Annotated in this window: 22 protein-coding genes, 1 pseudogene and 1 riboswitch; of the genes and pseudogenes, 22 read left to right on the top strand and 1 reads right to left on the bottom strand. The window is 37.4% G+C overall.

Going from position 1 to position 25,059, the window contains the following annotated elements; translation table 11 throughout:
• Nucleotides 1-548: 548 nt before the first annotated feature.
• The 15 genes and pseudogenes from COD11_RS22855 to COD11_RS22785 all read left to right on the top strand — a co-directional run bounded on the left by COD11_RS22855 (nt 549) and on the right by COD11_RS22785 (nt 18,501).
• Nucleotides 549-1,172 carry a DUF47 domain-containing protein gene (locus COD11_RS22855; protein ID WP_098799210.1) on the top strand — a complete coding sequence of 208 codons (624 nt, stop codon included), beginning with the start codon at nt 549-551 and terminating at the stop codon, nt 1,170-1,172.
• A gap of 13 nt (nt 1,173-1,185) precedes the next feature.
• Nucleotides 1,186-2,184, top strand: a complete 999-nt coding sequence (locus COD11_RS22850) for an inorganic phosphate transporter (RefSeq protein WP_098799209.1) — start codon at nt 1,186-1,188, stop codon at nt 2,182-2,184.
• A 64-nt stretch (nt 2,185-2,248) separates the two neighbouring features.
• On the top strand, nt 2,249-2,425 hold the full coding sequence (locus COD11_RS27100) for a hypothetical protein (RefSeq protein ID WP_176551214.1): 177 nt from the start codon (nt 2,249-2,251) through the stop codon (nt 2,423-2,425).
• Nucleotides 2,426-3,141: 716 nt separating this feature from the next.
• Nucleotides 3,142-4,728, top strand: a complete 1,587-nt coding sequence (locus tag COD11_RS22845) for a peptide chain release factor 3 (protein ID WP_098799208.1) — start codon at nt 3,142-3,144, stop codon at nt 4,726-4,728.
• Nucleotides 4,729-4,830: 102 nt separating this feature from the next.
• Nucleotides 4,831-5,271: a GNAT family N-acetyltransferase gene (locus COD11_RS22840; protein ID WP_098799207.1), complete on the top strand. Its 441-nt coding sequence runs from the start codon at nt 4,831-4,833 to the stop codon at nt 5,269-5,271.
• A gap of 12 nt (nt 5,272-5,283) precedes the next feature.
• Nucleotides 5,284-5,517, top strand: coding sequence for a DUF2198 family protein (locus COD11_RS22835; RefSeq protein WP_176551213.1), 234 nt, complete (start codon nt 5,284-5,286; stop codon nt 5,515-5,517).
• A gap of 463 nt (nt 5,518-5,980) precedes the next feature.
• Nucleotides 5,981-7,966 carry an excinuclease ABC subunit UvrB gene (gene uvrB / locus COD11_RS22830; RefSeq protein WP_098799206.1) on the top strand — a complete coding sequence of 662 codons (1,986 nt, stop codon included), beginning with the start codon at nt 5,981-5,983 and terminating at the stop codon, nt 7,964-7,966.
• Between the two features lie 7 nt (nt 7,967-7,973).
• Complete coding sequence (gene uvrA / locus COD11_RS22825; RefSeq protein ID WP_098799205.1) at nt 7,974-10,850, top strand: excinuclease ABC subunit UvrA; 2,877 nt, start codon at nt 7,974-7,976, stop codon at nt 10,848-10,850.
• 160 nt (nt 10,851-11,010) lie between these two features.
• Nucleotides 11,011-11,098, top strand: a riboswitch (cyclic di-GMP riboswitch).
• A 74-nt stretch (nt 11,099-11,172) separates the two neighbouring features.
• Nucleotides 11,173-11,883, top strand: coding sequence for an EAL domain-containing protein (locus tag COD11_RS22820; RefSeq protein ID WP_176551212.1), 711 nt, complete (start codon nt 11,173-11,175; stop codon nt 11,881-11,883).
• Between the two features lie 213 nt (nt 11,884-12,096).
• Complete coding sequence (locus COD11_RS22815) at nt 12,097-13,788, top strand: methyl-accepting chemotaxis protein (protein ID WP_098799204.1); 1,692 nt, start codon at nt 12,097-12,099, stop codon at nt 13,786-13,788.
• 562 nt (nt 13,789-14,350) lie between these two features.
• Entirely contained in the window at nt 14,351-14,674 is a 324-nt protein-coding gene (locus COD11_RS22810) for a magnetosome magnetite crystal formation protein family (protein WP_098799203.1), read from the top strand.
• A gap of 30 nt (nt 14,675-14,704) precedes the next feature.
• A pseudogene (locus COD11_RS22805) lies at nt 14,705-15,783 on the top strand (DUF4097 family beta strand repeat-containing protein).
• Between the two features lie 16 nt (nt 15,784-15,799).
• On the top strand, nt 15,800-15,994 hold the full coding sequence (locus tag COD11_RS22800; protein WP_098799202.1) for a PspC domain-containing protein: 195 nt from the start codon (nt 15,800-15,802) through the stop codon (nt 15,992-15,994).
• 1 nt (nt 15,995) lies between these two features.
• Entirely contained in the window at nt 15,996-16,358 is a 363-nt protein-coding gene (locus tag COD11_RS22795) for a phage holin family protein (RefSeq protein WP_098799201.1), read from the top strand.
• Between the two features lie 634 nt (nt 16,359-16,992).
• Nucleotides 16,993-18,501, top strand: a complete 1,509-nt coding sequence (locus tag COD11_RS22785) for a metallophosphoesterase (protein ID WP_098799200.1) — start codon at nt 16,993-16,995, stop codon at nt 18,499-18,501.
• Nucleotides 18,502-18,515: 14 nt separating this feature from the next.
• Here COD11_RS22785 and COD11_RS22780 read toward each other — a convergent pair whose 3' ends face one another.
• Nucleotides 18,516-19,085 carry an N-acetylmuramoyl-L-alanine amidase gene (locus COD11_RS22780; protein WP_098799199.1) on the bottom strand — a complete coding sequence of 190 codons (570 nt, stop codon included), beginning with the start codon at nt 19,083-19,085 and terminating at the stop codon, nt 18,516-18,518.
• 189 nt (nt 19,086-19,274) lie between these two features.
• On the opposite strand from COD11_RS22780, the gene COD11_RS22775 reads away from it, so the two are divergent.
• The 7 genes from COD11_RS22775 (at nt 19,275) to COD11_RS22745 (ending at nt 24,906) form a co-directional block, all read left to right on the top strand.
• Nucleotides 19,275-20,150 carry a sensor domain-containing diguanylate cyclase gene (locus tag COD11_RS22775; RefSeq protein ID WP_141549737.1) on the top strand — a complete coding sequence of 292 codons (876 nt, stop codon included), beginning with the start codon at nt 19,275-19,277 and terminating at the stop codon, nt 20,148-20,150.
• A 10-nt stretch (nt 20,151-20,160) separates the two neighbouring features.
• On the top strand, nt 20,161-20,580 hold the full coding sequence (locus COD11_RS22770; protein ID WP_176551211.1) for a GGDEF domain-containing protein: 420 nt from the start codon (nt 20,161-20,163) through the stop codon (nt 20,578-20,580).
• A 275-nt stretch (nt 20,581-20,855) separates the two neighbouring features.
• The gene (gene hprK, locus COD11_RS22765) at nt 20,856-21,791 is read left to right on the top strand and encodes an HPr(Ser) kinase/phosphatase (protein ID WP_098799196.1); all 936 of its coding nucleotides are present in this window, start codon (nt 20,856-20,858) and stop codon (nt 21,789-21,791) included.
• 161 nt (nt 21,792-21,952) lie between these two features.
• A complete protein-coding gene (gene lgt / locus COD11_RS22760; protein WP_098799195.1) occupies nt 21,953-22,771 on the top strand; it encodes a prolipoprotein diacylglyceryl transferase in 819 nt (272 codons plus the stop codon).
• 30 nt (nt 22,772-22,801) lie between these two features.
• Complete coding sequence (locus COD11_RS22755) at nt 22,802-23,749, top strand: nucleoside recognition domain-containing protein (RefSeq protein ID WP_098799194.1); 948 nt, start codon at nt 22,802-22,804, stop codon at nt 23,747-23,749.
• Nucleotides 23,739-24,380 carry a pyrophosphatase PpaX gene (gene ppaX, locus COD11_RS22750; protein WP_098799193.1) on the top strand — a complete coding sequence of 214 codons (642 nt, stop codon included), beginning with the start codon at nt 23,739-23,741 and terminating at the stop codon, nt 24,378-24,380. Before COD11_RS22755 ends, ppaX begins: the two co-directional genes overlap by 11 nt.
• A 1-nt stretch (nt 24,381) precedes the next feature.
• On the top strand, nt 24,382-24,906 hold the full coding sequence (locus COD11_RS22745; protein ID WP_098799192.1) for an acyltransferase: 525 nt from the start codon (nt 24,382-24,384) through the stop codon (nt 24,904-24,906).
• Nucleotides 24,907-25,059: the final 153 nt, after the last annotated feature.

The raw sequence follows: 25,059 nt of genomic DNA, 5'->3' as shown, positions 1-25,059 counted from the left end.
CAATTATACGGACTTAATCCGCCAGCCCCCGATTGTAGTCCCGATTGTCCTTGAATCGAGACAGGAATCAGCGCCAGCCCCCGATACGAGTCCCGATTCTCCTTGAAACGAGACAGGTATAAAAGCCAGCCCCCTATTCGAGTCCCGATTCCCCCTGACTCGAGACAGGAATAAGCGCCAGCCCCCGATTGTAGTCCCGATTGTCCTTGAAACGAGACAGGAATAAGCGCCAGCCCCCGATTGTAGTCCCGATTGTCCTTGAAACGAGACAGGTATAAAAGCCAGCCCCCGGTTCGAGTCCCGATTCTCCCTGACTCGAGACAGGTATAAGCGCCAGCCCTCGATTCTAGTCCCAAATATACCAAGAGAAGAAAATCTATTCCTCATACAATCGACTAATTTAGACAAATGTCGACGAAAATATTTTCCAACTATCTAGCATAATAACCATTGAATAAGCTACAATACGAGTTAACTAGATAATTTTGACATGTTTTTATAATTACATACGTAACAATAAATAAGGACAAGGTTTCTTGGGGGAATAAATGGTGTTTTCAAAGGGAAAAAGAGATAAATTTTCAGAGCTTTTATTAAAAATGACAGATAATCTTCAATCAACAACGCAGTATTGCATTGAACAAAACATATCAAATCATCATGAATTACAAATTTTCTTAGAAGCAATAAAAGAGTATGAATCAACAGGCGATGAGCTTATTCAAACGATTACGAGAGAGCTTAACCAAACGTTTATCACGCCGATCGACAGGGAGGACATCCTTCAACTTGCGATCGATATCGATGACGTATTAGACGGAATTGAACATACTGCTGCACTTTTTGAAATGTATTCTGTTACAAATGTAACCGAGCACATGAAAAAATTCGTGAACATTAACCATCAATGTGCTGTTGAGATTTCGTTAGCTATTACCTGTTTATCGCAGAGAAAATTACAAGCAATCTCTCCGTACTCTTTAAAACTCAAAGAACATGAAGCGAATAGTGATAATTTACTTCGCACGGCTGTTAAAAATCTATTTGCTACTGTAAAAGATCCAATTAAAATCATTCAGTATAAAGACATCTATGAATCTCTCGAGGGCATCGTTGACAGCTGTCGCAAAGTGGCGAACACACTTGATAGCATTGTGATGAAAAATGCGTAAGGAGCGTAACTAGATGGAGATGACGCTACTTATTACATGCTTCATTGTTGTCGGTGCTTTGGCTTTTGATTTTATAAACGGATTTCATGATACGGCAAATGCAATAGCAACTAGTGTTTCTACAAAAGCGCTCAAGCCAAGGCATGCCGTCATTCTTGCAGCGGTTATGAACTTTGTCGGGGCACTTACATTTACAGGAGTGGCAAAGACGATTACTAGTGGGATTGTGGATCCATTTACATTAGAAAATGGATCTGTTGTAATCTTATCGGCCCTTGTCTCAGCAATTACATGGAATTTGATTACATGGTATTACGGAATTCCGAGCAGCTCTTCACACGCAATTATTGGATCAATTGTTGGGGCAGCAATTGCCGCGTCTGGCTTTGGAAGTATTAACTACTCAGGATTTACAAAAATTGTTCAATCACTGCTAATTTCACCAATTCTAGCATTTATCGTTGGATATGTTGTGTTTAGTCTCTTTAAAGTGCTGTTCAAAAATCACTCGCTAACAAAATCGAATAATCGATTTAGGAGAATTCAAATTTTAACCGCTGCTTTTCAAGCTTATACACATGGGACAAATGATGCCCAAAAAGCAATGGGGATTATCACATTAGCTCTTATTGCCAATAACTATCATCAAACAATGGATATTCCGTTTTGGGTACAATTTTCCTGTGCTTTAGCAATGGGATTGGGTACATCTATTGGTGGATGGAGAATTATTCAAACGGTTGGAAACAAAATTATGAAAATCCGACCAGTTAACGGGGTTGCTGCAGATCTGTCGTCTGCTTCAATTATTTTTGCAGCAACTTATTTTCACCTACCTGTTAGTACAACTCATGTGATTTCTTCTTCTATACTAGGTGTAGGTGCTTCAAATCGGGTAAAAGGAGTTAATTGGGGTACAGCCCAAACAATGATTTTTACTTGGGTGGTAACACTGCCCGCAGCTGCTATTTTGGCAGGAATTGTCTATTACTTTCTTCAGTTCTTCTTGTAATTATTGAGAATGTTTCCCCTCGTCTCACATATAAATGTGTACAAGGAAGATTGGGGGAGATAAAATGGATATCTTATTTTTAATTGTAAGCTTATTATTATTAAGCTTTATCACAGGAATGCGCATGCTGATTTCTGTATGGGGTAAGAAATATCGTTATACCACTGCATGGAATTTAGTTGATTCAAAGAATGAACGAAATAATGTGAGAAAACGAGCGGTTAGGAAATATGGAAGATAAGCAGGAGTATTTTACTTCTGCTTTTTTCTGTAATAAAAAATGGGAAGCTATCGTTAATACTTAGTCATTTGTGTATGGTTTTTAAGTGAAAAAGTGAAAAAAGCATACGTAAACGAGAAATGTGTATGCTTTTGCATAGCTAGTCAGGTTAACATCATTCGCAATATCCAGAAAAAGGGAAATTTAATATGAATGGAGCTTAAACTTGTAGTTATTTTCCATTTACGTATCCTTTTTAAGTGAAAAAGTGAAAAAAGCATTCGTAAACGAGAAATATGTATGCTTTTGCATAGCTAGTCAGGTTAAAACCATTCGTAAGATCCAGAAAAAGGGAAATTTAATATGAATAGAGCTTAAACTTGTAGTTATTTTCCATTTGCGTATCCTTTCTAAGTGAAAAAGTGAAAAAAGTATACGCAAACGAGAAATGTGTATGCTTTAGCTTAGGTAACAGTTTAATCAATAAGTAAATGCAATGACAAAACTCTATATAAAAACATAAAGTGACCATCAAAACAATATGAGGATTGATGGTCATTTCAGATTATATTTATATATGTTTCGGTAGTTTACGGAAACCCGCAACCATTATTGGCAGCTTTTTTTGTGGTGAATAAACTAACTACGAAATCCCTTTGCCATAAACAACAAATTGTTCTTTCGATCGCTTTGTAGTATATTTGAAGCACGAATTTATTTAAAAGAGGTTATTGCTAATGAGCTTACAACAGGAAATAAATAAACGACGTACGTTTGCCATCATCTCTCACCCGGATGCCGGAAAAACGACGTTAACAGAAAAACTACTTTTCTTTGGTCAAATTATTCGTTCAACAGGGACGGTTAAAGGAAAAAAATCAGGTAAGTTTGCTGCATCAGACTGGATGGAGATCGAGAAAAAACGTGGAATCTCGGTTACATCAAGTGTTATGAGTTTCCCGTATCATGATTTTCACGTGAATATCCTGGATACGCCTGGACACGAAGACTTTAGTGAAGACACATATCGTACATTAACTGCCGTTGACAGTGTTGTGATGATCATCGATTCAACAAAAGGTGTTGAGCCACAAACGATTAAACTTTTTAAAGTATGTCGGATGAGAGGTATTCCGATCTTTACGTTTATTAATAAGCTTGACCGTGAAGGGCGAGATCCGTTAGAGCTTCTTTCAGAAATTGAGGAAGTGCTAGGAATTGAGTCATATCCAATGAACTGGCCAGTCGGAAGCGGTAAACGCTTCTTAGGTATACATGATCGCTTTAATAAGCAATTTGTTTGCTTTAAAGGTGATGAAGAGGAAGAAATTATCTCTCTAGACGACCTTGCTAACACGGATATTGAAGAGAATCCTATCTATCAAGATACATTGGGTGAACTGGAATTGCTTGAAGAAGCAGGAAATGAATTTACACCTGAGCGAGTAGAAAAAGGAGAGCTTACGCCAGTATTTTTTGGTAGTGCTCTTGCAAACTTTGGGGTTCAAACATTTTTTGATACATTCCTTCAATTTGCTGCACAACCACAGCCTCGTAAAACAGATCAAGGCTTAATTGAGCCGGAAAAAGATCAGTTCTCAGGGTATATTTTCAAAATCCAAGCGAATATGAATCCAGCTCACCGTGATCGTATTGCGTTTTTCCGTGTGTGCTCAGGCAAATTTGAGCGTGGCATGAGTGTAAACTTAAGCAGAACGAACAAAACAATTAAGTTAAATCAAACACAAGCTTTTATGGCGAAGGACCGCGATACAGTTGATGAAGCATATCCTGGTGATATTATCGGAATTTATGATCCAAATATCTATCAAATTGGTGATACCTTAATTGGGGGAAAAGATTCATATCAATATGAAGAACTTCCACAGTTCCCACCAGAATTGTTCAAACGAGTGCAAGCGAAAAACGTGATGAAGGCAAAGCAGTTCCGTAAAGGAATTGAGCAGCTTGTTCAAGAAGGGGCGATTCAGCTATATCGTCAGGAAATGAATGATTCAATTATTCTCGGTGCGGTTGGTCAGCTGCAATTTGAGGTATTTGAATACCGTATGAAAGCAGAGTATAACGTTGATATCGAGTTCACTCCACTAGGTGAACGAATTCCAAGATGGATTAAAAGTGAAAAGTTTGATAAACGTTTCTTTGATTCGAGAAGTATGCTTGTTCGTGACCGTTATGGTGCGTATGCTGTCCTGTTTGAAAATGAATTCACTTTACGTTATTTCTTAGAAAATCAAAAAGACATTGAACTAGTCGATTTATTAGAAGAAAACGACTATCAAGGTGTAACATCACAAAAGTAAGGTAGAAGGCTAATTCCTCAAGGGGATTAGTCTTTTTGTGGTTTTTTGACAATTTTCCATGATATGATGAAAACATAAAGTTAGGGAATAGAGGGAAAACAATTGAATATTCTAAAAGTGACCTTAAATGAATTAGACCAAGTATCACAGTTATTCAATCAATACAGAATGTTTTACGGACAAGCATCAAATCTCGAAGGTGCAAAAGAATTTATAAAAGAGAGAATCGAAAACAATGAATCTGTTATTTTCTTAGCGATGGAAAATAGCTCTCCTGCTGGATTTGTTCAGCTTTATCCAATTTTCACATCAGTAGGAATGAACCGCAAATGGCTATTAAACGATTTATTTGTTGCCGAAGAACATCGCCGTCATGGAGTAGGAAAAGCATTGATGAATAAAGCAAAGGATCTTGCAGTCGAAACAAAGGCCGCGGGCATTCTATTAGAAACAACAAAAGACAATGTAAAAGCACAGGCCCTTTATGAAAGCTTAGGCTATGAAAAAGAAGATGCTGTTTATTTTTACAATTTATCAATTTAACAGGAGGATTATATGGTAATCAAAATCATTTTAGCCATCTTTATGCCATTCCTTCTTGTCCTTCTGTTTACACGTGTCAGCTATAACCACTATGTAGGAACAGCCCTAACGGCGGCATTACTAACAGCCTCTTACATAAAAGGCTACACACACGGCCCGAGTATTTACTTTATTGACATCGTGTCTCTAGGAATAGGCTTCTTCTATGCGAAAAAAATGAAGGAAAGCCTCCTAAAGAAGAAATAGGTTTGAGGTTTTACTAAAAAAGAAATACTTAAAGAAAAAGGGCTGCTCTGTATGCTCTTTTTTCTTTGGTTGCAAGATTGACTTTGAAAGTTGCAAAAATGAATTATTTACATAAACTTGTTTGTATTATAGAAATCCTTATCCGTAACAATTGTTCTTTTTGAATAATATTTATAAAACTATAGTGTAATGGAGCGGAAGACACTTGACTCCTGCGGGAGGTAGAGGAAAGGCTGAGACCCCGCAGGCGAAGCCGAGGAGGCTCAGCTTCCTCCCCGCGGAAAGCAAGTGTCTGGAGCGCAATGGAACGACAGCGTTTTTACGTTAGCTGAATTAACAGTCGGAATACAAATATGAATAATAATTTAAAACTAAACACGAACTTTAGTTCGTATTTTTAGTGATTTTCCACACAGTTGTGGTAAACTATTGATATTGACATTTTCTGAATGGAGGCTTATGCGTGAGCGAGCAATTTGAATTAGTCTCAAAATACAAGCCGCAAGGTGATCAACCTAAGGCAATTCAAGCATTAGTTGAGGGAATTAACCAAGGAAAAAAGCATCAAACATTACTAGGTGCAACAGGTACAGGAAAAACCTTTACCGTTTCGAATCTAATAAAAGAAGTAAACAAACCAACATTAGTTATTGCCCATAACAAAACATTAGCTGGGCAGCTATACAGTGAGTTTAAAGACTTCTTCCCAAATAATGCCGTTGAGTATTTTGTTAGTTACTATGATTATTATCAGCCAGAGGCATATGTTCCACAAACGGATACATTTATTGAAAAAGATGCCAGCATTAATGATGAAATAGATAAACTTCGTCACTCTGCAACATCCTCTCTTTTTGAACGAAACGACGTCATCATCATTGCCAGTGTTTCTTGTATTTACGGCCTCGGTTCGCCAGAGGAATATAAGGAGCTAGTGGTTTCATTAAGAACAGGAATGGAAATTGAACGAAATCAGCTGTTAAGAAGATTGGTAGATGTTCAATATGAGCGAAATGATATTGATTTCCGAAGAGGAACGTTCCGAGTTCGCGGTGATGTGGTGGAAATCTTTCCGGCATCTCGAGATGAACAATGCATTCGCGTAGAATTTTTCGGTGATGAAATTGACCGTATTCGTGAAGTTGATGCTTTAACAGGAGAAATTATGGGAGAGCGCGAGCATGTGGCCATTTTCCCGGCCTCTCACTTTGTAACAAGAGAAGAAAAAATGGAGAAAGCCATAAAAAATATCGAAGCAGAGCTAGAGGAACGTTTAGAGGAAATGCGTGAAAATGGTAAGCTGCTAGAGGCTCAGCGTCTTGAGCAAAGAACGAGATATGACCTAGAAATGATGAGGGAAATGGGCTTTTGCTCCGGTATCGAAAACTACTCTCGTCACCTAACACTTCGCCCATCAGGATCCACTCCTTATACGTTACTAGATTTCTTTCCTGAAGATTCACTAATTGTTATCGATGAGTCACATGTTACATTGCCGCAAATTCGGGGTATGTTTAATGGTGACCAGGCTCGTAAACAGGTGCTAGTGGACCACGGATTCCGATTACCATCTGCAATGGATAACCGTCCTCTTAGATTTGAGGAATTCGAAAAGCATATTGAAAATATTGTGTATGTATCTGCTACTCCTGGTCCTTATGAAATGGACCATTCACCTGAGATGATTGAGCAGATTATCCGCCCGACTGGACTATTAGATCCTACGATTGATATTCGTCCAATTGAAGGACAAATCGATGATTTAATTGGCGAAATTCACTCAAGAGTTGAAAAAAATCAACGTGTCCTCATTACAACACTAACGAAAAAAATGTCTGAGGATCTAACAAACTACCTTAAAGAAATAGGGATTAAAGTAAACTACTTACATTCTGAAATAAAAACATTAGAGCGGATTGAAATTATCCGGGAACTTCGTCTTGGGAAATATGATGTTCTTGTTGGAATCAACCTGCTAAGAGAGGGCTTGGATATTCCAGAGGTTTCACTTGTTGCTATTCTTGACGCAGACAAGGAAGGCTTCTTAAGATCAGAACGTTCTCTTATTCAAACAATCGGTCGTGCGGCCCGTAACGCAGAGGGACATGTTATTATGTACGCCGATAAAATTACAAATTCAATGGAAATTGCACTTAATGAGACAAAGCGTCGTCGTGAAATTCAGATAGAATTTAATGAAAAGCATGGAATCACTCCTCAAACCATTCAAAAAGAAATTCGTGATGTTATTCGTGCAACAACTGCTGCAGAAACTCCTGAAGATTACGAGGCAACAGCTGCGAATAAGTTAACGAAATTAACGAAGAAAGAGCGAGATAAAGTGATTGCTGAAATGGAAAATGAAATGAAGGAAGCAGCCAAATCATTGAACTTTGAACGTGCTGCTGAGCTGCGTGATTTGATTTTAGAGTTAAAAGCGGAAGGATGAAGCGATAATGGCAATGGAACATATTGTTGTGAAGGGAGCACGTGCCCACAACTTAAAAAACATAGATGTAACCATTCCGCGTGACAAGCTTGTGGTGCTTACCGGGCTATCTGGGTCCGGTAAGTCCTCACTCGCATTTGATACGATTTATGCTGAAGGACAACGTCGCTATGTAGAGTCTTTATCAGCATATGCTCGTCAGTTTTTAGGGCAAATGGATAAGCCTGATGTTGATGCGATTGAAGGATTATCACCAGCTATTTCAATTGACCAAAAAACAACTAGCCGAAACCCACGATCAACGGTTGGGACTGTAACGGAAATTTATGATTATTTGCGTCTCCTATTCGCAAGAGTCGGGCGTCCAACATGTCCGATTCATAACATTGAAATATCGTCCCAAACCATTGAACAAATGGTTGATCGTATTCTAGAGTATCCAGAGCGGACAAAGCTACAGGTGCTTGCTCCAGTTGTCTCAGGTCGCAAAGGTACACATGTTAAAGTGTTCGAGGACATTAAAAAACAAGGCTATGTTCGTGTACGGGTAGATGGAGAGATGCAGGAAATCTCGGAAGAAATCTCGTTAGAAAAAAATAAAAAGCATTCAATCGAAGTCGTAATTGACCGAATTGTTGTCAAAGAAGGTGTAGCTTCACGTCTTGCTGATTCATTAGAAACAGCTTTAGGTCTTGGAGAAGGAAGAGTCATTATTGACGTGATGGGTGAAGAAGAACTGCTTTTCAGTGAGCATCATGCTTGTCCACAATGTGGTTTTTCAATTGGTGAGCTTGAGCCAAGAATGTTCTCGTTTAACAGCCCGTTTGGAGCATGTCCAGAATGTGATGGTCTCGGTTCAAAGCTTAAAGTGGATCTAGATCTTGTTATTCCCAATAAAGACTTAACTCTTAAGCAGCATGCGATTGCCCCATGGGAACCAACTAGTTCTCAATATTATCCGCAAATGCTTGAAGCAGTCTGCAATCATTTTGGAATTGATATGGATATTCCAGTAAAGGACATTCCGAAGCATTTACTAGATAAAATCCTTTACGGCAGCGATGGCGAGGAAATATATTTCCGTTATGAAAATGACTTCGGACAAATTCGAGAAAATTATATTCAGTTCGAAGGCGTTATTCGCAATGTTGAAAGACGCTACAAAGAAACGAGCTCTGATTTTATCCGTGAGCAAATGGAAAAATACATGGGACAGCAAAACTGTCCAACATGTAAGGGACATCGTTTGAAAAAGGAATCTCTTGCCGTGTTGATTCAGGGAAACCATGTTGGAGAGCTAACAAAGCTGTCTGTCCAGGAATCACTTGAATTTTTTCAACATTTATCTCTAACAGAAAAAGAGATGACAATCGCGAATTTGATTTTAAAAGAGATTAGCGAGAGGCTAGGTTTTTTAAATAATGTTGGCTTAGATTATTTAACATTAAATCGTGCAGCTGGAACCTTATCTGGTGGAGAAGCACAGCGAATTCGTCTCGCTACCCAGATTGGCTCACGTTTAACAGGTGTTTTATACATACTTGATGAGCCATCAATTGGACTTCATCAACGTGATAACGATCGTCTCATTCAGACTCTGCAAAATATGCGTGATATCGGAAATACACTAATTGTTGTTGAACATGATGAAGATACAATGATTGCTGCCGATTATTTAATTGATATTGGTCCGGGTGCAGGCATACATGGTGGACAAGTTATTTCTGCAGGCACACCTGAAGAAGTCATGAGTGATGAAAACTCATTAACAGGTCAATATTTATCTGGGAAAAAGTTTATTCCTTTACCATATGAGCGAAAAAAACCTGATGGCCGATATATTGAAATTAAAGGTGCCAAAGAAAATAACCTGCGAAATGTGAATGTGAAGTTTCCGTTAGGAATGTTTATTGCTGTTACTGGTGTATCAGGATCAGGAAAAAGTACATTAGTCAACGAAGTACTGCATAAATCTCTGGCGCAAAAGCTTCATAATGCTAAGGCGAAGCCAGGTGAGCACAAAGAAATAAAAGGAATTGAACAACTTGAAAAGGTCATTGATATTGATCAATCACCGATCGGCCGGACACCGCGATCCAATCCTGCAACATATACAGGTGTATTTGACGACATACGTGATGTGTTTGCAACAACAAATGAGGCAAAGGTCAGAGGCTATAAAAAAGGTCGCTTCAGCTTCAATGTTAAAGGTGGACGCTGTGAAGCCTGTCGTGGAGATGGAATTATTAAGATTGAAATGCACTTCCTTCCTGATGTGTATGTGCCATGTGAAGTTTGTCATGGGAAACGATACAACCGTGAAACATTGGAAGTTACTTATAAAGGAAAGAATATTTCTGATATCTTAGAAATGACAGTCGAAGATGCAGTAACGTTCTTCGAAAATATTCCTAAGATTAAACGAAAGCTGCAAACGATTTTTGATGTAGGACTTGGTTACATTACTCTTGGCCAACCGGCAACCACTCTTTCCGGTGGGGAAGCACAAAGGGTGAAGCTTGCATCAGAGCTGCACCGACGTTCAACCGGTAAATCACTCTACATCCTTGATGAACCAACAACAGGACTGCATGTTGATGATATCGCCAGACTCTTAAAAGTTCTTCAGCGCCTAGTGGATAATGGTGATACCGTTCTTGTCATCGAGCATAACCTTGATGTTATTAAAGGCACCGATTATATTGTTGACCTTGGTCCTGAAGGTGGGGACAAAGGTGGTCAGATTGTTGGCTTTGGTACACCAGAGGATATTATGAACAATGAAGAATCTTATACAGGTAAATATTTAAAACCAATTATAGAGCGCGATCGTGAGCGAATGAGAAATTTGATTAAAGAAAAAGAAGAAGTTGCGCAAAGTTAATTTGGTTAATTTAAGGTAGAGGCTGAAATGATATGTTCAGCCTCTTTTTCTATTTTTCATACCTAAGAAGTGGAGTTAAAATAGCTAATGGAAAAAATGTCATTATTTGTCGAACGGTTGGTGAAATTGTAATAATTTGATGTGGTATAATAGACCTACAAATTGATAAAGGCAAACTTATTGAAAGATAAGGGCGCAAAGCCAAGGACCTAAGGTAGTTCATCTGCTATGGTAGCCTAGCCGCCGGAGAATATTTTACTATTGTAAAGTGAGCGAGTATTCTTCTCGTTCACTTTTTTGTTCTAACAAAGGGGGGATTTCCGTGCCGATCAACGAAGGAAACATCTACCACCATTTTCAACCTATTTTTTCATTAAAAGATAAGAAAAGGATTGGTTATGAGGGACTTCTAAGATCTAATGATTTTTCTAATCCGGAACTATTTTTTCAACAAGCAATAATAAACAATCAATTATTTCAACTAGATACTCTGTCCGTTTACAAAGCTCTAAAAACGTTTCGTACGAATGAATCAAATGAAAAGCTATTTCTAAACATTTTTCCATCAACTATTATCCATCATGAATTTCTGGAGTTCCTAAACAAGCTAGCTACAGAAAAGTTGCTATTGAATCAAAACATCACATTTGAATTATCAGAGGTTGAGACTGTTAGAGATCTTGCACAATTGAAAGAGAGAATTGCTATTTTAAGAAATTATGGCATTAGTATTGCATTTGATGATGTAGGAAAGGGTAAAGCGTATATACAAGATATTATTGAGCTTGACCCCGAATATATAAAACTCGATCGCTATTTTTCACAGGATTTGCACCGTTCAGAAAAAAAACAAGCATTTATCTATTTAATATTAGAGTATTGCAGACGATATAATAATCGTGTCATTCTCGAAGGCATAGAAACAGTGGAAGACTTACAGATAGCTCAAAGCCTATCCGTTCCATTAGGCCAAGGTTTTTTACTTGGGAGACCGCAGTTATTAACTAATTATGCTGATGTTAGTAATGGCTAATCAGGAAATCTAAGAATGAAGTAAATATTAGGAAAGAATAGCGACCCTGTTACTTTATAATATTTAGTTTTGTATAAAAAAGAGATATTGGTATAAGGGTAGCGATCCTGCCACTTGCTAATAATGCGTTTAATTCCAAGACGTACATGCTTGGATTAGAGGTGTTTTTTTGTTTTTAACGTAGATTCAAAATAAAAAGGAGAATTTTACACCATGAAAGTAACAATCAAACAGAAATTAATAGGAAGCTTCCTAATTGTCTCATTTATCTTTGGGATTGCTTCATATGTTTCATATTCAAATATGAAACAATCAAATGAATCTTATGATTATATTGTGGAAACAGTTGCTGAGATACGTGCAATTACTCAATCAATTCAAACCGATTCAGCCCTACAATCTGGTTATTACCGTGCATTTTTAATATATGGTGATAGTAGTTATCGAGACAAAATGAATGAGGCAAATGACCGTATTAATGATGCGATTTTAAAAGGGAAAGAATTATCAACATTGCAAGAAACAGTTGATCGGTTGAATACTATCGAGAATTTAAATATTGAGTTTAAAGAAAAAGCCAATCAAGTTCTGGATGAAAGTTTAGTAGATAAAGAAAGAGCCATTGATAAAGGACTAGAACAAATTGTCCCTATTAGCAATCGCCTAACAGAAGATACACTATCAATGCATAATTGGTTAAAAGAAGAGATATTAGAAGTTCGATTTAAGGAAACGCAGGAATCATCAGATAACGCAAGAGTGAAAGTGTTGATCTTAAGTGTTTTTGCCCTATTATTTGCTATTGCATGCGGTGTGGTTATTTCTATTTTCATATCACGACCAGTTGTGAAATTAGGAAACATAGCAAAACAAGTAGCTGCTGGAGATTTAAACGTAGAGCAATTAAAAATTAAGAGTAGAGATGAAATCTATTATCTAAATGAGTCTTTTGAACAAATGACAGATAATTTAAGGGAAATGATTAGTTCGATTTCTACAAGCTCTGATCAAGTAGCGGCATCAGCAGAGCAATTGAATGCAAGTGCAGAACAATCAAGTAGAGCGACAGAAACTGTTTCATCTGCGATTCAGGAGATTGCGAGTGGAGCAGAAGAAACCACAACAAAATTAGAAAGCAACACAACTTCATTACAAGAGGTTTTACAAGGAATCCAACATATTTCTGAAAGCTCAGCAAAAGTGTCTGAACTATCTCGACAAACAACAAAAGAAGCCGAGGAAGGTGGAACGTTTGTTGAAAATAATTTGGCACAAATGAAGTTTATCTCTGAGTCTATTAGTCGTTCAAATGAAAAAGTGACGTCATTATCACAACGATCAAAAGAAATTGGCTCGATATTAGATGTGATCAGTGGTATTGCTGAACAAACAAATTTATTAGCCTTAAATGCAGCGATTGAAGCAGCTAGAGCTGGTGAGCATGGGAAAGGTTTTGCTGTTGTGGCAGATGAGGTGAGAAAATTAGCTGAGCAATCACAAGCATCTACAAAAAGTATTGCAGAGTTAATTGCTTTAGTCCAGAGTGATACGGTTGAATCAGTGAACATCATGAATGAAGTTGTCACAAACGTTGAGGAAGGAGTAAAAGTATCAGAACAAACATCAAATAAGTTTACGCAAATCCTTTCTAGTACAAGAAATATGACTCCGCAAATTGAACAGGTAACAGCAACTGTTCAACAAATCTCGGCTAGCATTGATGAAATTACCAATTCAGCTATGGAAATATCTCAACTTTCCCAAGCTAATGCGGCAAGCTCTGAAGAGGTAGCAGCTTCTGCTGAAGAACAATTGGCTTCGATGGAAGAGATTGATGCATCAGCTCAAGCTCTTGCGCAAATGGCAGAGGAATTAAAGATCGTTGTGAATAAATTTAAATTATAAATTAGCAGGAGATAGGTATATAGTGAGATAAAAAGTAGCTTCAAAAAATGGTATAATATAACAAGTTACTATGCAGGGGTTGGGCTGCGGTGGTTACTCCCGGGGCAGATCGGGGGTGATGCCTTGTACATCACACGTGATGAGTTGGATACGATGATTGCATTTGCCGCTCTGGTCGTTTCGATTATAGCCGCAACAGGAAACAGCGGAAATAAAAACGACTAGCCCACCCTGACATTTGGCGATGAAGGAAGTGAGCTAATCGTATTATGTTCTACAAGCCTCAGCCACCGCAAACTTGCACTGCGGAGTAACTGAAACAATGAAAGGCGGTTGGTGATCGTTCACCAATCGTCTTTTAGTATATGTTCTTATATCCATCATATACCAATTTTGCATGGTCTTCAAGCAAGACATATACATATATAGAAGTTAAAAGGAAGTGCTCTTCAAACTTTATTTAGATCATAAATAATTTAGGGTAAGTAGAAAAAATACATATTAAAGCCTGAAACCTCTTATCTTTTCATACGTATTAATGATAAGGGAGTGAAAAGAACAAATGGATAAAACAAATAGATTTTTAGCATCTTTGAATTACTTTAGCGTGTTCTTTGCGCCTTTTTTGTTACCGATTGCGATTTATTTTATTGTTGATCAGTTGGAAGTTAAGAGTCATGCGAAAAAAGCACTCGTGTCACATATCATACCGTTTTTGTCACTGATCGGTGTGGTCATGGTACTCTTCTTTTCAGCAGGAGCTGACTCTTCTCAGGAGGGAATATTTTTATCCTTCATTTTTGGTTTTCTTTTTGTAGGTTTGATTAATTTGATTGTTGGGATTTGGAACATTGTAAAAGGAATTCAACTTTTAATTAGGGATTAAAAAACAAAAAATATCTGAGGAGGAATGTTCATGAAGGATCAAAAAATTAGAATCTTAAAGTTGGTAGAAGAAGGGAAACTATCTGCAGTTGAGGCTCTTTCATTAATAGAATCATTGGAAAATGAAGAAAAAGTGAAGGCTGAGAAGATCACAGCTCTTTCAACTGAGGTAATAGCTGATTATAACCAAGAACAACATGACGAAAATGAATCAAACAGCAATCATTAGGAAATAAGCTGATGGATTGGGTTGATTCTGCTGTGAAAAAAGTAAAGGATATGGACTTGGATTTAAACTTTGGTAAATCTATTGATCTTAAACATATTTTTCAGTTTCAAGATTCTGATTTTCGGGATATTGACATTCATCTTCCAAATGGAAGTGTCATAGTTGAACCGTGGAATGAAGAAGATATTCGAGTCGAATGTGATGTAAAAGTTTATCGAGTTGAGAACAATGAACAGGCAAGGGAAACATTTTTAACAGGTGTTGACTGCCAAATGGAAGGAAATCGTTTTATTTTCTTTACAGAGAAAAAAATGATGAAAATCAATGTGTATATAAGAGTGCCGCAGCAATCTTATGAAAGAGTAAAGATCAAGTTGTTTAATGGACCAATAAGAGGGGAAGGTTTAAAAGTAGGGACATTCAAGGCGAAAACAGCAAATGGTGTTCTTTCCTTCTCAGATATACAAGCAACAACAGGTGAATTTGAAACTGCGAATGGACAAATTAAAGTAGCAAACTCAAGCTTTGGTAAAATAGAAGCAGAAACAATTAGTGGGCTGATTCAGTTTAATGGTTCGGCTGAAAAAGTGGATGCGCAAAGTTTCAATGGAAATGTACAACTCACTTTAAACGATGAGAATTGTGAAACTCTTTATGCCAAAACAACAACAGGCAACATTGATATTCATGTACCTGAGGATACCAGAATGATCGGGGAATTAAAGTCGAATTTAGGGACTCTTTCCACAAAAGTAAGAAATGTAGATGTTTCATTTGAAAAGAATGAAACCATTCAAAAAGAACTGAAATTTCGAACAGCACACGAAGCGAAATTAACTGTTTTTGCAGATTCAAAAACAGGATCTATTACAATTAAATAAATAAGGATGATGGAAAATGAAAAGATTGTTTCGATCACGTCATGATCGGAAGTTATCAGGTGTACTTGGAGGCTTATCAAACTATATAGGTATTGATGCATCACTATTAAGAATATTGTTCGTTGTTTTATTAATCTTTACAGGATTTTTTCCATTGGCATTGATTTATATTGTCTCGATCTTTTTAATACCAGAAGAAACGGATTTTTAAGATGACAAGATGGCTTATAAGTATACTAGTAAATGCGCTCATATTAATTGTTGTAGCAGGATTTTTTGATTCGTTTCAATTAAGTGGTGTTGCAGCAGCTTTGGGAGCAAGCTTACTTTTGTCTATTCTTAACGTGTTAGTAAAACCATTTTTAATTTTATTAACATTACCTGTTACAGTTTTAACGCTTGGGTTGTTTTTATTTGTCATTAATGCAGTGACTCTTATGATTGCTCAAGGATTAATGGGAGATTCTTTTGTGATTGATGGCTTTGGAACAGCTTTACTAGCCTCAGTTTTTATTTCCGTTATTCACTTGATGATTCAAAAGGGCATTGTAGAGCCGATGAAGAAGGATAAATAACCAGTTTAACGTAAAAACTGGTTCGTTCCATTGCGCTCCAGACACTTGCTTTCCGCGGGGAGGAAGCTGAGCCTCCTCGGCTTTGCCTGCGGGGTCTCAGCCTTTCCTCTACCTCCCGCAGGAGTCAAGTGTCTTCCGCTACATTCCACTATTGTTTTAAATATAGTATTCGAGAACAACAATTTTTCAAGAAAAGAGAAAAGAGAAAAGAGTGAGAAGAGTCTTGCTCTTTTTTAGTTGTTTTCATAGTTTTTTTCAAGGCTTGAATGGGTGAACTTATAAGAGGATATCAAAATCAATTTGAACAGATGTCAGTTAGAAAATTTTTAAAATAATATTTATTAACAATAAACTCATTAAGGTTGATTGGAGCGGCAGGTGCGAGACTCCTGCGGGAGCAGCGGGACAGGTGAGACCCCGCAGACGCAAGCGTCGAGGAGGCTCACCGCACGCCCCGCGGAAAGCGAGCAACCTAGAGCGGAAATCAACCTACACAACACTCGTTACATAGTAACAAAGTCTATGGAAGTTAAATACATCAGGTAAATTTAACAGACAATTCCTAAAAGTTCTTCTTTCATCAGCCTTTGGTAAAATTTCTACATCCTGCACATACTAGTATTGGGTGAGTAGCATGTTCAAACAACGATTAAAAAAGCTTATCTCAATTCTTTGTATGACATTTCTTTTACCTGCAGCATTTCCTTCTGATCATCAGTACCAGCCTTCACTTAGCAAGGAAGTGAGTGTGGTACAAAATTACTATCATGCAGATCAGTATAATTCAATTAATCAAGAATCACTTGTGATCAGTGAAAATGCAACATCAACAGAACCACCTAAAGTTTATGCTCCCAAGGGTGAAAAAGAGTTTTCCTATAAAAAATATCTTTCGCTAAAAGAGAAAAACAGTGATGTGAATCGAACAGACTCTGTCACGAAATTTCCTTATCACCGCTTTGACGTAAAAGTGAACCGAAATATAAAACCGGCGGATAAGGTAACACTTCATTGGGAGGGAAAGTCACTTCCGGGAAGGCAAGTCACCATGTATGCCTGGAATGTGGCAAACGAAAAGTGGACGGAACTGGATGGAACGGTAGCGAGTGATGAGGAATTTGCTTTAAATGGAACGATAAAAGCAGATGAATACGTGCAAGACCGTAAAATTAGTGTGATTGTTCAGGACCAGCTTCCGAAACATGGAAAAAGCTATGATTATTCGTTTGTTTGGATGACAGATACTCAATATTATGCACAGGATTATCCCGCCATTTTTAAAAGCATTACAGAATGGATTGCTCAAAACAAAGATGTTATGAATATTCGTTATGTGTTTCATACCGGTGACATTGTCAATAAAGCTCATGATGAAAAGCAATGGCAACGAGCAAGTGCCTATATGAATACATTAGATGTTGCGAAGATTCCTTATGGAGTTCTCCCGGGCAATCATGACGAAGGAGACGATTTCAAAAAATATAAGCAGTATTTTGGGGAACATCGTTTTAAACATAAATCCTATTATGGTGGCTCTTATGATGATAATCGAGGTCATTATGACTTGATTTCTGCAAATGGAAAGGATTATATCTTTGTTTATATGGGCTGGGATATCGGGGAAGAAGAAATAAAATGGATGAATAAGGTTCTTCAGCGACATGCTGATCGAACAGCGATTCTCTCGTTTCACGAGTATTTAAAAAAGAACGGAAAACGAAGTCGTCAAGGAAATGAATTGTTTAAAAAAGTGGTTGTTCCAAATGAAAATGTTGTTGCTGTTCTATGTGGTCATTATCATAGCAGTCAGCTAAAGGTCGATGAGCTCGATGATGATCAAGATGGAGATGTTGATCGGAAGGTATATCAAATTCTTGCGGATTATCAAAAAGGTGGAGAAGGAGGAAATGGGTTTTTACGCTTGCTTCATATTGATGAAGAAACAAACTCAATTGATGTTGGGACCTATTCTCCTTATTTGAATCAGTATCACTATTATGATCCAAAGAAATATCCAGATAAAGAACAGTTTACAATGGACATTAATGTGAAGAGAACAAAGAAGATGATTTCAACTACGTATTTTGAAGTGAATATTTATAAACATCTAGCAGGTGAAAAGGTGGCATATCAAAAAGAGTGATGAGGTTGATCTCATCACTCTTTTGTTTGCTTACTAAGCTTATAAAATAATTCAATTCCCTCAACAATTGCCTCGGCACATGTTTTTTGGTATTCAGCAGTCCGCAACAGCTTTGCCTCTGTTTTGTTTGTCATAAACCCACATTCACAAAGAATGGCTGTCATTTTTGTGGCTTTTAAAACATGAAAGCGTGCTAATTTCACTCCTCGATTTTTCCGACAGGTACGGTGAACTAATGCTGCTTGTACTTTTGATGCCAATCCAAGGGCAGTTTTTGGTCTGGAGGTATATATAAATGTTTCAATTCCTTCTGCAGAAGTCCATTCCTTTCCATTGCCATGTGCATTTGCATGAATGGAGACAAATAGATCAACCTTTGCTTGATTTGCCTTTGTTGTTCTTTCGTTGAGAGGGACATCTTTTTCGTCTGAGTGTGAAAAGTAAATGATAACACCTTCGTAACTTGTTAATATTTTTTTCATTTCAATGGCAACGGCTCGATTAAACTCATATTCCTTCATACCATCAACGGTTTGTCTACCAGGGGTGCTATAGCCATGTCCAGCATCGATCATGATTTTCATGCTAAAACCTCCAATTTCATTTATTCTTTCACTATGTATATAGACTTTTTGATAGGCTAGAGTAGCGGGATAATTAAAAAAAGTTAAAATTTAACATGTTATAACTTTCCTATTCTTGATATTTTTTATTATAATTAACTGTATAAAAACTAACGTTCTATTTTTTACATATATTACGGGGGAATTGTGTTGAACTCAAACAAACGTTACATCGTATCCGATCATAAAGAAATTACCTCCATTGATGAACTTGAAATCATTTGGAATAATACAAATGATGCCATCTTTTTAATTGCTCCGGATGGGTCTCTATTAAAAGCGAATCCTGCATTTGAAGAAATTCTTGGTTACAGCACTGAAGAATTAATTGGTAACCCTCATCCTCCAATTCTTCCAACACTCCAGAAGCAAAAAGGCTTTTTAGAAAGAATGAAAAAAGGTGAAATCATTAAATATCATGAAGCACAACAAGTGACAAAGGAAGGGAAAGTGATTGATATTGTATCCTCCTATTGTCCTGTGCATAATCATAATGGGGAGCTAGTATGCACGGTTGGAATGTATAAGGACGTAACAAAACAGATTGAGGCTCAAAGAAAGTTAAGGGAAAGTGAAGAAAAATATCGATTTATTGCCGATCATACGTCAGATTTAATTATGATTCTTGATGATCAAAAATCAATCACATATGTTTCACCTTCCTCAGAACCGTTGTTAGGGTACTCATCAATAGAATGTTTGGACAAGAATATTTCAGCATTCATTTCTGAACATGACATTCTTTCATTTATGAACTTGGTTGAACAGCTGGAAAAAACAAATACAGTTCTAGAAACAGAGCTTCGTTATAAACACGCAAGTGGCTGTTTAATATGGATGGAATTAAGGGGTTCTTATGTAGTTGATGAAAATAAAAAGAGAACGATTATTGTGTCAAGAGATATTAGCGAACGTAAAAAGTATGAAGAAGAATTAAGAAATTTAGCTTTTCATGATTCCTTAACAGGCCTGCCAAATCGATATTATTTTAATGAATTATTAAAAGATGAAAATGAGAAAGTCTAAGGTTCGCTCAATGGAAATGGCGCTAATGTACCTTGATATTGATTCTTTTAAGCAAGTAAATGATACGTTCGGACATGCTGGCGGTGATGCCATTTTAATTGAATTTTCTAGGAGAATTCAAAATAGCATTAGAAATAAAGATATTGTTTGCCGCTTAAGTGGTGATGAATTTGTTATTATTGTTTCAATTCCAAGCGATGAGGAAGTTGTTCAAAAAATTGCTTCTCAAATTCAAGTTGAGCTGAAACAACCAATACTATTTGAACATCATCAAATCCGTATTACAGCATCTATAGGAATCTCAATCTATAATGATGTTGAATTAACATCAGAAGAATTAATTAAAAGAGCTGATAATGCCCTTTATGAAGTAAAAGAAAATGGTAAGAACGATGTTACGTTTTGGTGTGATTCGTTCGTTAATAAATGATGGTGCATTTTATGATGAAATGCACCATTTTTTCATACGTTAATTAAGTTTGAAGTAGTAGCTACTACACCTTGCTGGCTCACCAGTAGGAGAGTTTTTTAATTATCTAATAAATAGTTTTGGAAAGCAGGATACTAATGCTAGAATAGAAAAAGAAGTCTTTCTTTCCAGATGAACAAGTATTTGGTGTAAGAAACTTAAGACTAGCAAGGATTTAAACATATATTAATGAACATAGAAAGATTTTCTTTCTATTTAATAAAGGAGGACACACCGTGCCAAAAGTTCGCACAAAGGATCTTATTGACAAATTTAATTTTGAAGTGATTAGTGGAGAAGAAGGAATAAATCGTCCAATTACAACAAGTGATTTGTCACGTCCTGGTATTGAGATGGCTGGTTTTTTTACATATTATCCGAAAGAACGTGTTCAATTACTTGGTAAAACGGAATTATCATTTTTCCACCAGCTTTCCGCACAAGAGAAAAAGCATCGTATGGACGAGCTTTGTACAGATATTACTCCTGCCATTATTGTGACTAGAGAAATGGAGACTCCTCAGGAGCTGATCGACGCCTCTGAACGTGAAGGAGTTCCTGTGTTACGTTCATCAATGAAAACTACCCGTTTATCAAGTCATTTGACAAACTTTCTTGAAGGAAAACTTGCCCCAACAACTGCTGTTCATGGAGTGTTAGTTGATATTTATGGTGTGGGTGTTTTGATTATAGGAAAAAGCGGTGTTGGTAAAAGTGAAACTGCTCTTGAGCTTGTAAAACGCGGTCACCGTCTTGTTGCAGATGATTGTGTAGAAATTCGTCAGGAAGATAAGGATACGCTTATTGGAAGTGCACCTGAGCTTATTGAACATTTATTAGAAATTAGAGGACTAGGAATCATCAACGTAATGACTCTATTCGGTGCTGGTGCAGTTCGAAGCTTTAAACGTATTACACTTGTGATTAACTTAGAACTATGGGATCAAAATAAACAATACGACCGCCTTGGTCTTGAAGAAGATAAAATGAGAATTATTGATTCAGATGTAACAAAGCTAACGGTTCCTGTTCGTCCTGGACGTAACTTATCTGTTATTATCGAAGTAGCTGCGATGAATCACCGTTTAAAACGAATGGGTGTGAATGCAGCGGAACAATTTACAAATAAGCTTGCCGGTGTGATTGAAGATGGAGACAACGAGGAAGAATAAGGAATACTAACCATGTGGAATCGGAGTCATCGCTCCGGTTCTATTGTTTTGGAATAATAAGGTAGTATTCTTGATCGATAAAAAGTAAAATAAGGATGGTTGGTCAAAGGTAATCAAAAGATGGATATACATAGAAACTACATATGCAGGGAGTTGAAGAAATGGAAGAAAGTATTAAGCCACTTAACCCGATAGCCATTGAATTAGGTCCGATTCAAGTACATTGGTACGGTGTGATTATCGGCTTGGGCGCATTGCTTGCCTTACTTATTGCTGTAAGAGAAAGTGAACGACGCGGACTGCATAAAGACACATTTGTTGATCTTGTTCTGTTTGCGATCCCAATTGCCATTTTAGGAGCAAGAGCCTATTATGTTATTTTTCAATGGGATTATTATTCTCAAAACCCGGGCGATATTATAAAAATCTGGAATGGCGGTCTCGCGATTCATGGTGGGTTGATCGCGGCGATTATTACTGGAGCAGTATTTGCAAAAGTGAAAAAGCTTTCGTTCTGGAAGCTAGCTGATATTGCGGCACCAAGTATTATTCTTGGGCAGGCGATTGGACGATGGGGTAATTTTATGAACCAAGAAGCACATGGTGGTCCCGTTACAAGAGAATTTCTAGAAGGATTGTTTTTACCAGATTTCATAGTAAATCAAATGTATATTAATGGTCAGTATTATCATCCAACTTTCTTATATGAATCATTATGGAATCTCGCTGGATTTATCGGATTAATGCTACTAAGAAAAGCAAACTTCAGACGCGGGGAACTTTTCTTAACCTATGTGATTTGGTATTCAGTAGGAAGATTCTTTGTTGAAGGACTAAGAACTGACAGTTTAATGCTGACAGAAACGTTAAGAATTGCGCAAGTCATCTCAATTGTTCTTGTTGCAGTTGCTGTAGGCATTATCATCTTCAGACGTTTAAAAGGCTATTCTAATGTAAGATATTTAGATACGAGTCAATAAGTTTGCTTAACATTAAGGGAGAGGGTTGAAGTGGGAAAAAGCTTTAAAACCGGTCTGCAATCTGGCTTACAAACAACATGGACACTGGGTAAGGTTATTTTTCCAATTACATTAGTTGTGAGCTTGCTGCAGTATACGCCAATTCTGGATTGGATTGTTCAGCTTATTTCACCTCTAATGGGGATCTTTGGGCTTTCAGGAGAAGCGGCAATTCCATTGGTTATCGGAAACTTCCTAAATCTTTATGCAGGAATTGGTGCGATCTTATCTTTGGATTTAAGTGTAAAAGAAGTATTTATACTAGCCACAATGCTTTCGTTTTCACACAATCTATTAGTGGAATCCTCTGTTGCGGCAAAGGTCGGTTTAAAGCTTTGGATTATTTTGCTTGTTAGACTTGGCCTTGCCTTTAGTTCAGCTATCATTATTAACCTTGTTTGGCAAGGTGGAAGCGAGATGGCTCAGTACGGATTTGTTAGTCAAACAGCTGTAACTCCAGATGGATGGCTAGAGATTATCGGGTTAGCTTTACAAAAGGCAGCATTAGGTGTTGTTCAATTAGCACTTATCGTTATTCCGCTAATGATTGTGATTCAATATATGAAAGATTTAGGTTTATTAAATGTATTTACAAGATGGATGGCCCCTGTTACTCGCATGCTTGGGATGAAAGAAAACACATCGATGACCTTAGTGGCAGGCCTTACAATTGGCTTAGCATATGGAGCAGGTGTCATGATTCAGGCTGTAAAAGAAGATGGTGTTAGCTATAAAGATTTAACATTAGCATTTATTTTTCTAGTATCCTGTCATGCTGTTGTAGAGGATACGTTAATCTTCATTCCACTGGGGATCCCAGTTTGGCCATTGCTAGCTATTCGTTTATCAGTAGCCATTATTTTAACTATAACAGTTGCCGCAATTTGGCGAAAACTTGAAGCAGCACCAAGAAGAAAGGAAGCGACGTATGAAAATTAATACTCTATTATTTGACCTAGACGGAACATTAATCAATACAAATGAATTAATCATTGAATCCTTTCTCCACACATTACATTCGTATTACCCAGATCAATATAAAAGAGAAGATGTGTTACCGTTTATTGGTCCAACTTTATACGATACATTCAACAGCATCAATCCTGATAGGGTAGAAGAAATGGTAAAAGTATACCGCAAATTTAATCATGAACAACATGATGTTCTTGTAAAAGAGTATGAGACCGTTTTTGAAACGGTAAAAACACTGAAGGAAAAAGGCTTTAAGCTAGGTATTGTCACAACGAAAATTCGTGCCACTGTAAATATGGGCTTAACATTAACAAAGCTGAATCAGTTTTTTGATGTAGTTGTCACACTTGATGATGTTGAAAACGCAAAACCGCATCCAGAGCCTGTTCTAAAAGCATTGGAGCAGTTAGGATCAAAACCTGAGGAAGCCATTATGGTCGGAGATAATCACCATGATGTAGAGGCAGGTAAAAATGCTGGCACTAAAACAGCGGGAGTTGCGTGGAGCATTAAAGGAAGAGACTACATTAGCAGCCACAATCCCGATTACTTACTTGAAACAATGAGTGATCTATTACCAATAGTCGGAGTGGAATAAGGTGAGAAGAACAACACGTTATCCTGTCACAGGAGCAAATTCATTATGGCATGTATATAAAACCGTGCCGTTTTGGAAGGTTGTTAAAAACTTTATTGTGATTCAGCTTGCGAGGTATACACCGTTTTTAGGAATGAAAAATTGGCTGTACCGCAATTTTTTGCGGATGAAGGTTGGCGATCAAACATCATTCGCCCTTATGGTCATGCTTGATGTGATGTTCCCAGAAAAAATCTCAGTTGGTCGAAACACCGTAATCGGCTATAACACTACGATTTTAGCTCATGAATATTTGATTAATGAATACCGCCTCGGAGATGTTGAAATTGGGAGCGAAGTACTAATTGGCGCTAACTCAACGATTTTACCAGGTGTGATCATCGGGGATGGTGCGATTGTTTCAGCAGGAACTCTTGTTCACAAAGATGTCCCAGCAGGAGCATTTGTCGGCGGTAACCCCATGAAAATCATCTATACAAAAGAAGAGCTGGCAAACAGGGGAGGAGAGGCTGCTAGTCAAGACTAGTGGTCTTTTCTTTTTAAGGTCTGGGTGTGGACAAGCTTTTGGAGTGTTGTTTGTGGGTGTGGTGAACGACGAAATAGAGGGTGAAAGAGCAGGTAGTGTCGTTCATAAGGTTGATGAAGACCAAACCAAGAGTAGCAAGCACGAGAAATGGTC

It is taken from the genome of Bacillus sp. AFS040349 (genome assembly GCF_002577655.1).
In the GTDB taxonomy this organism is placed as follows: Bacteria; Bacillota; Bacilli; order Bacillales; family Bacillaceae; genus Metabacillus.
This window is presented reverse-complemented; position numbering and strand designations above follow the sequence as displayed.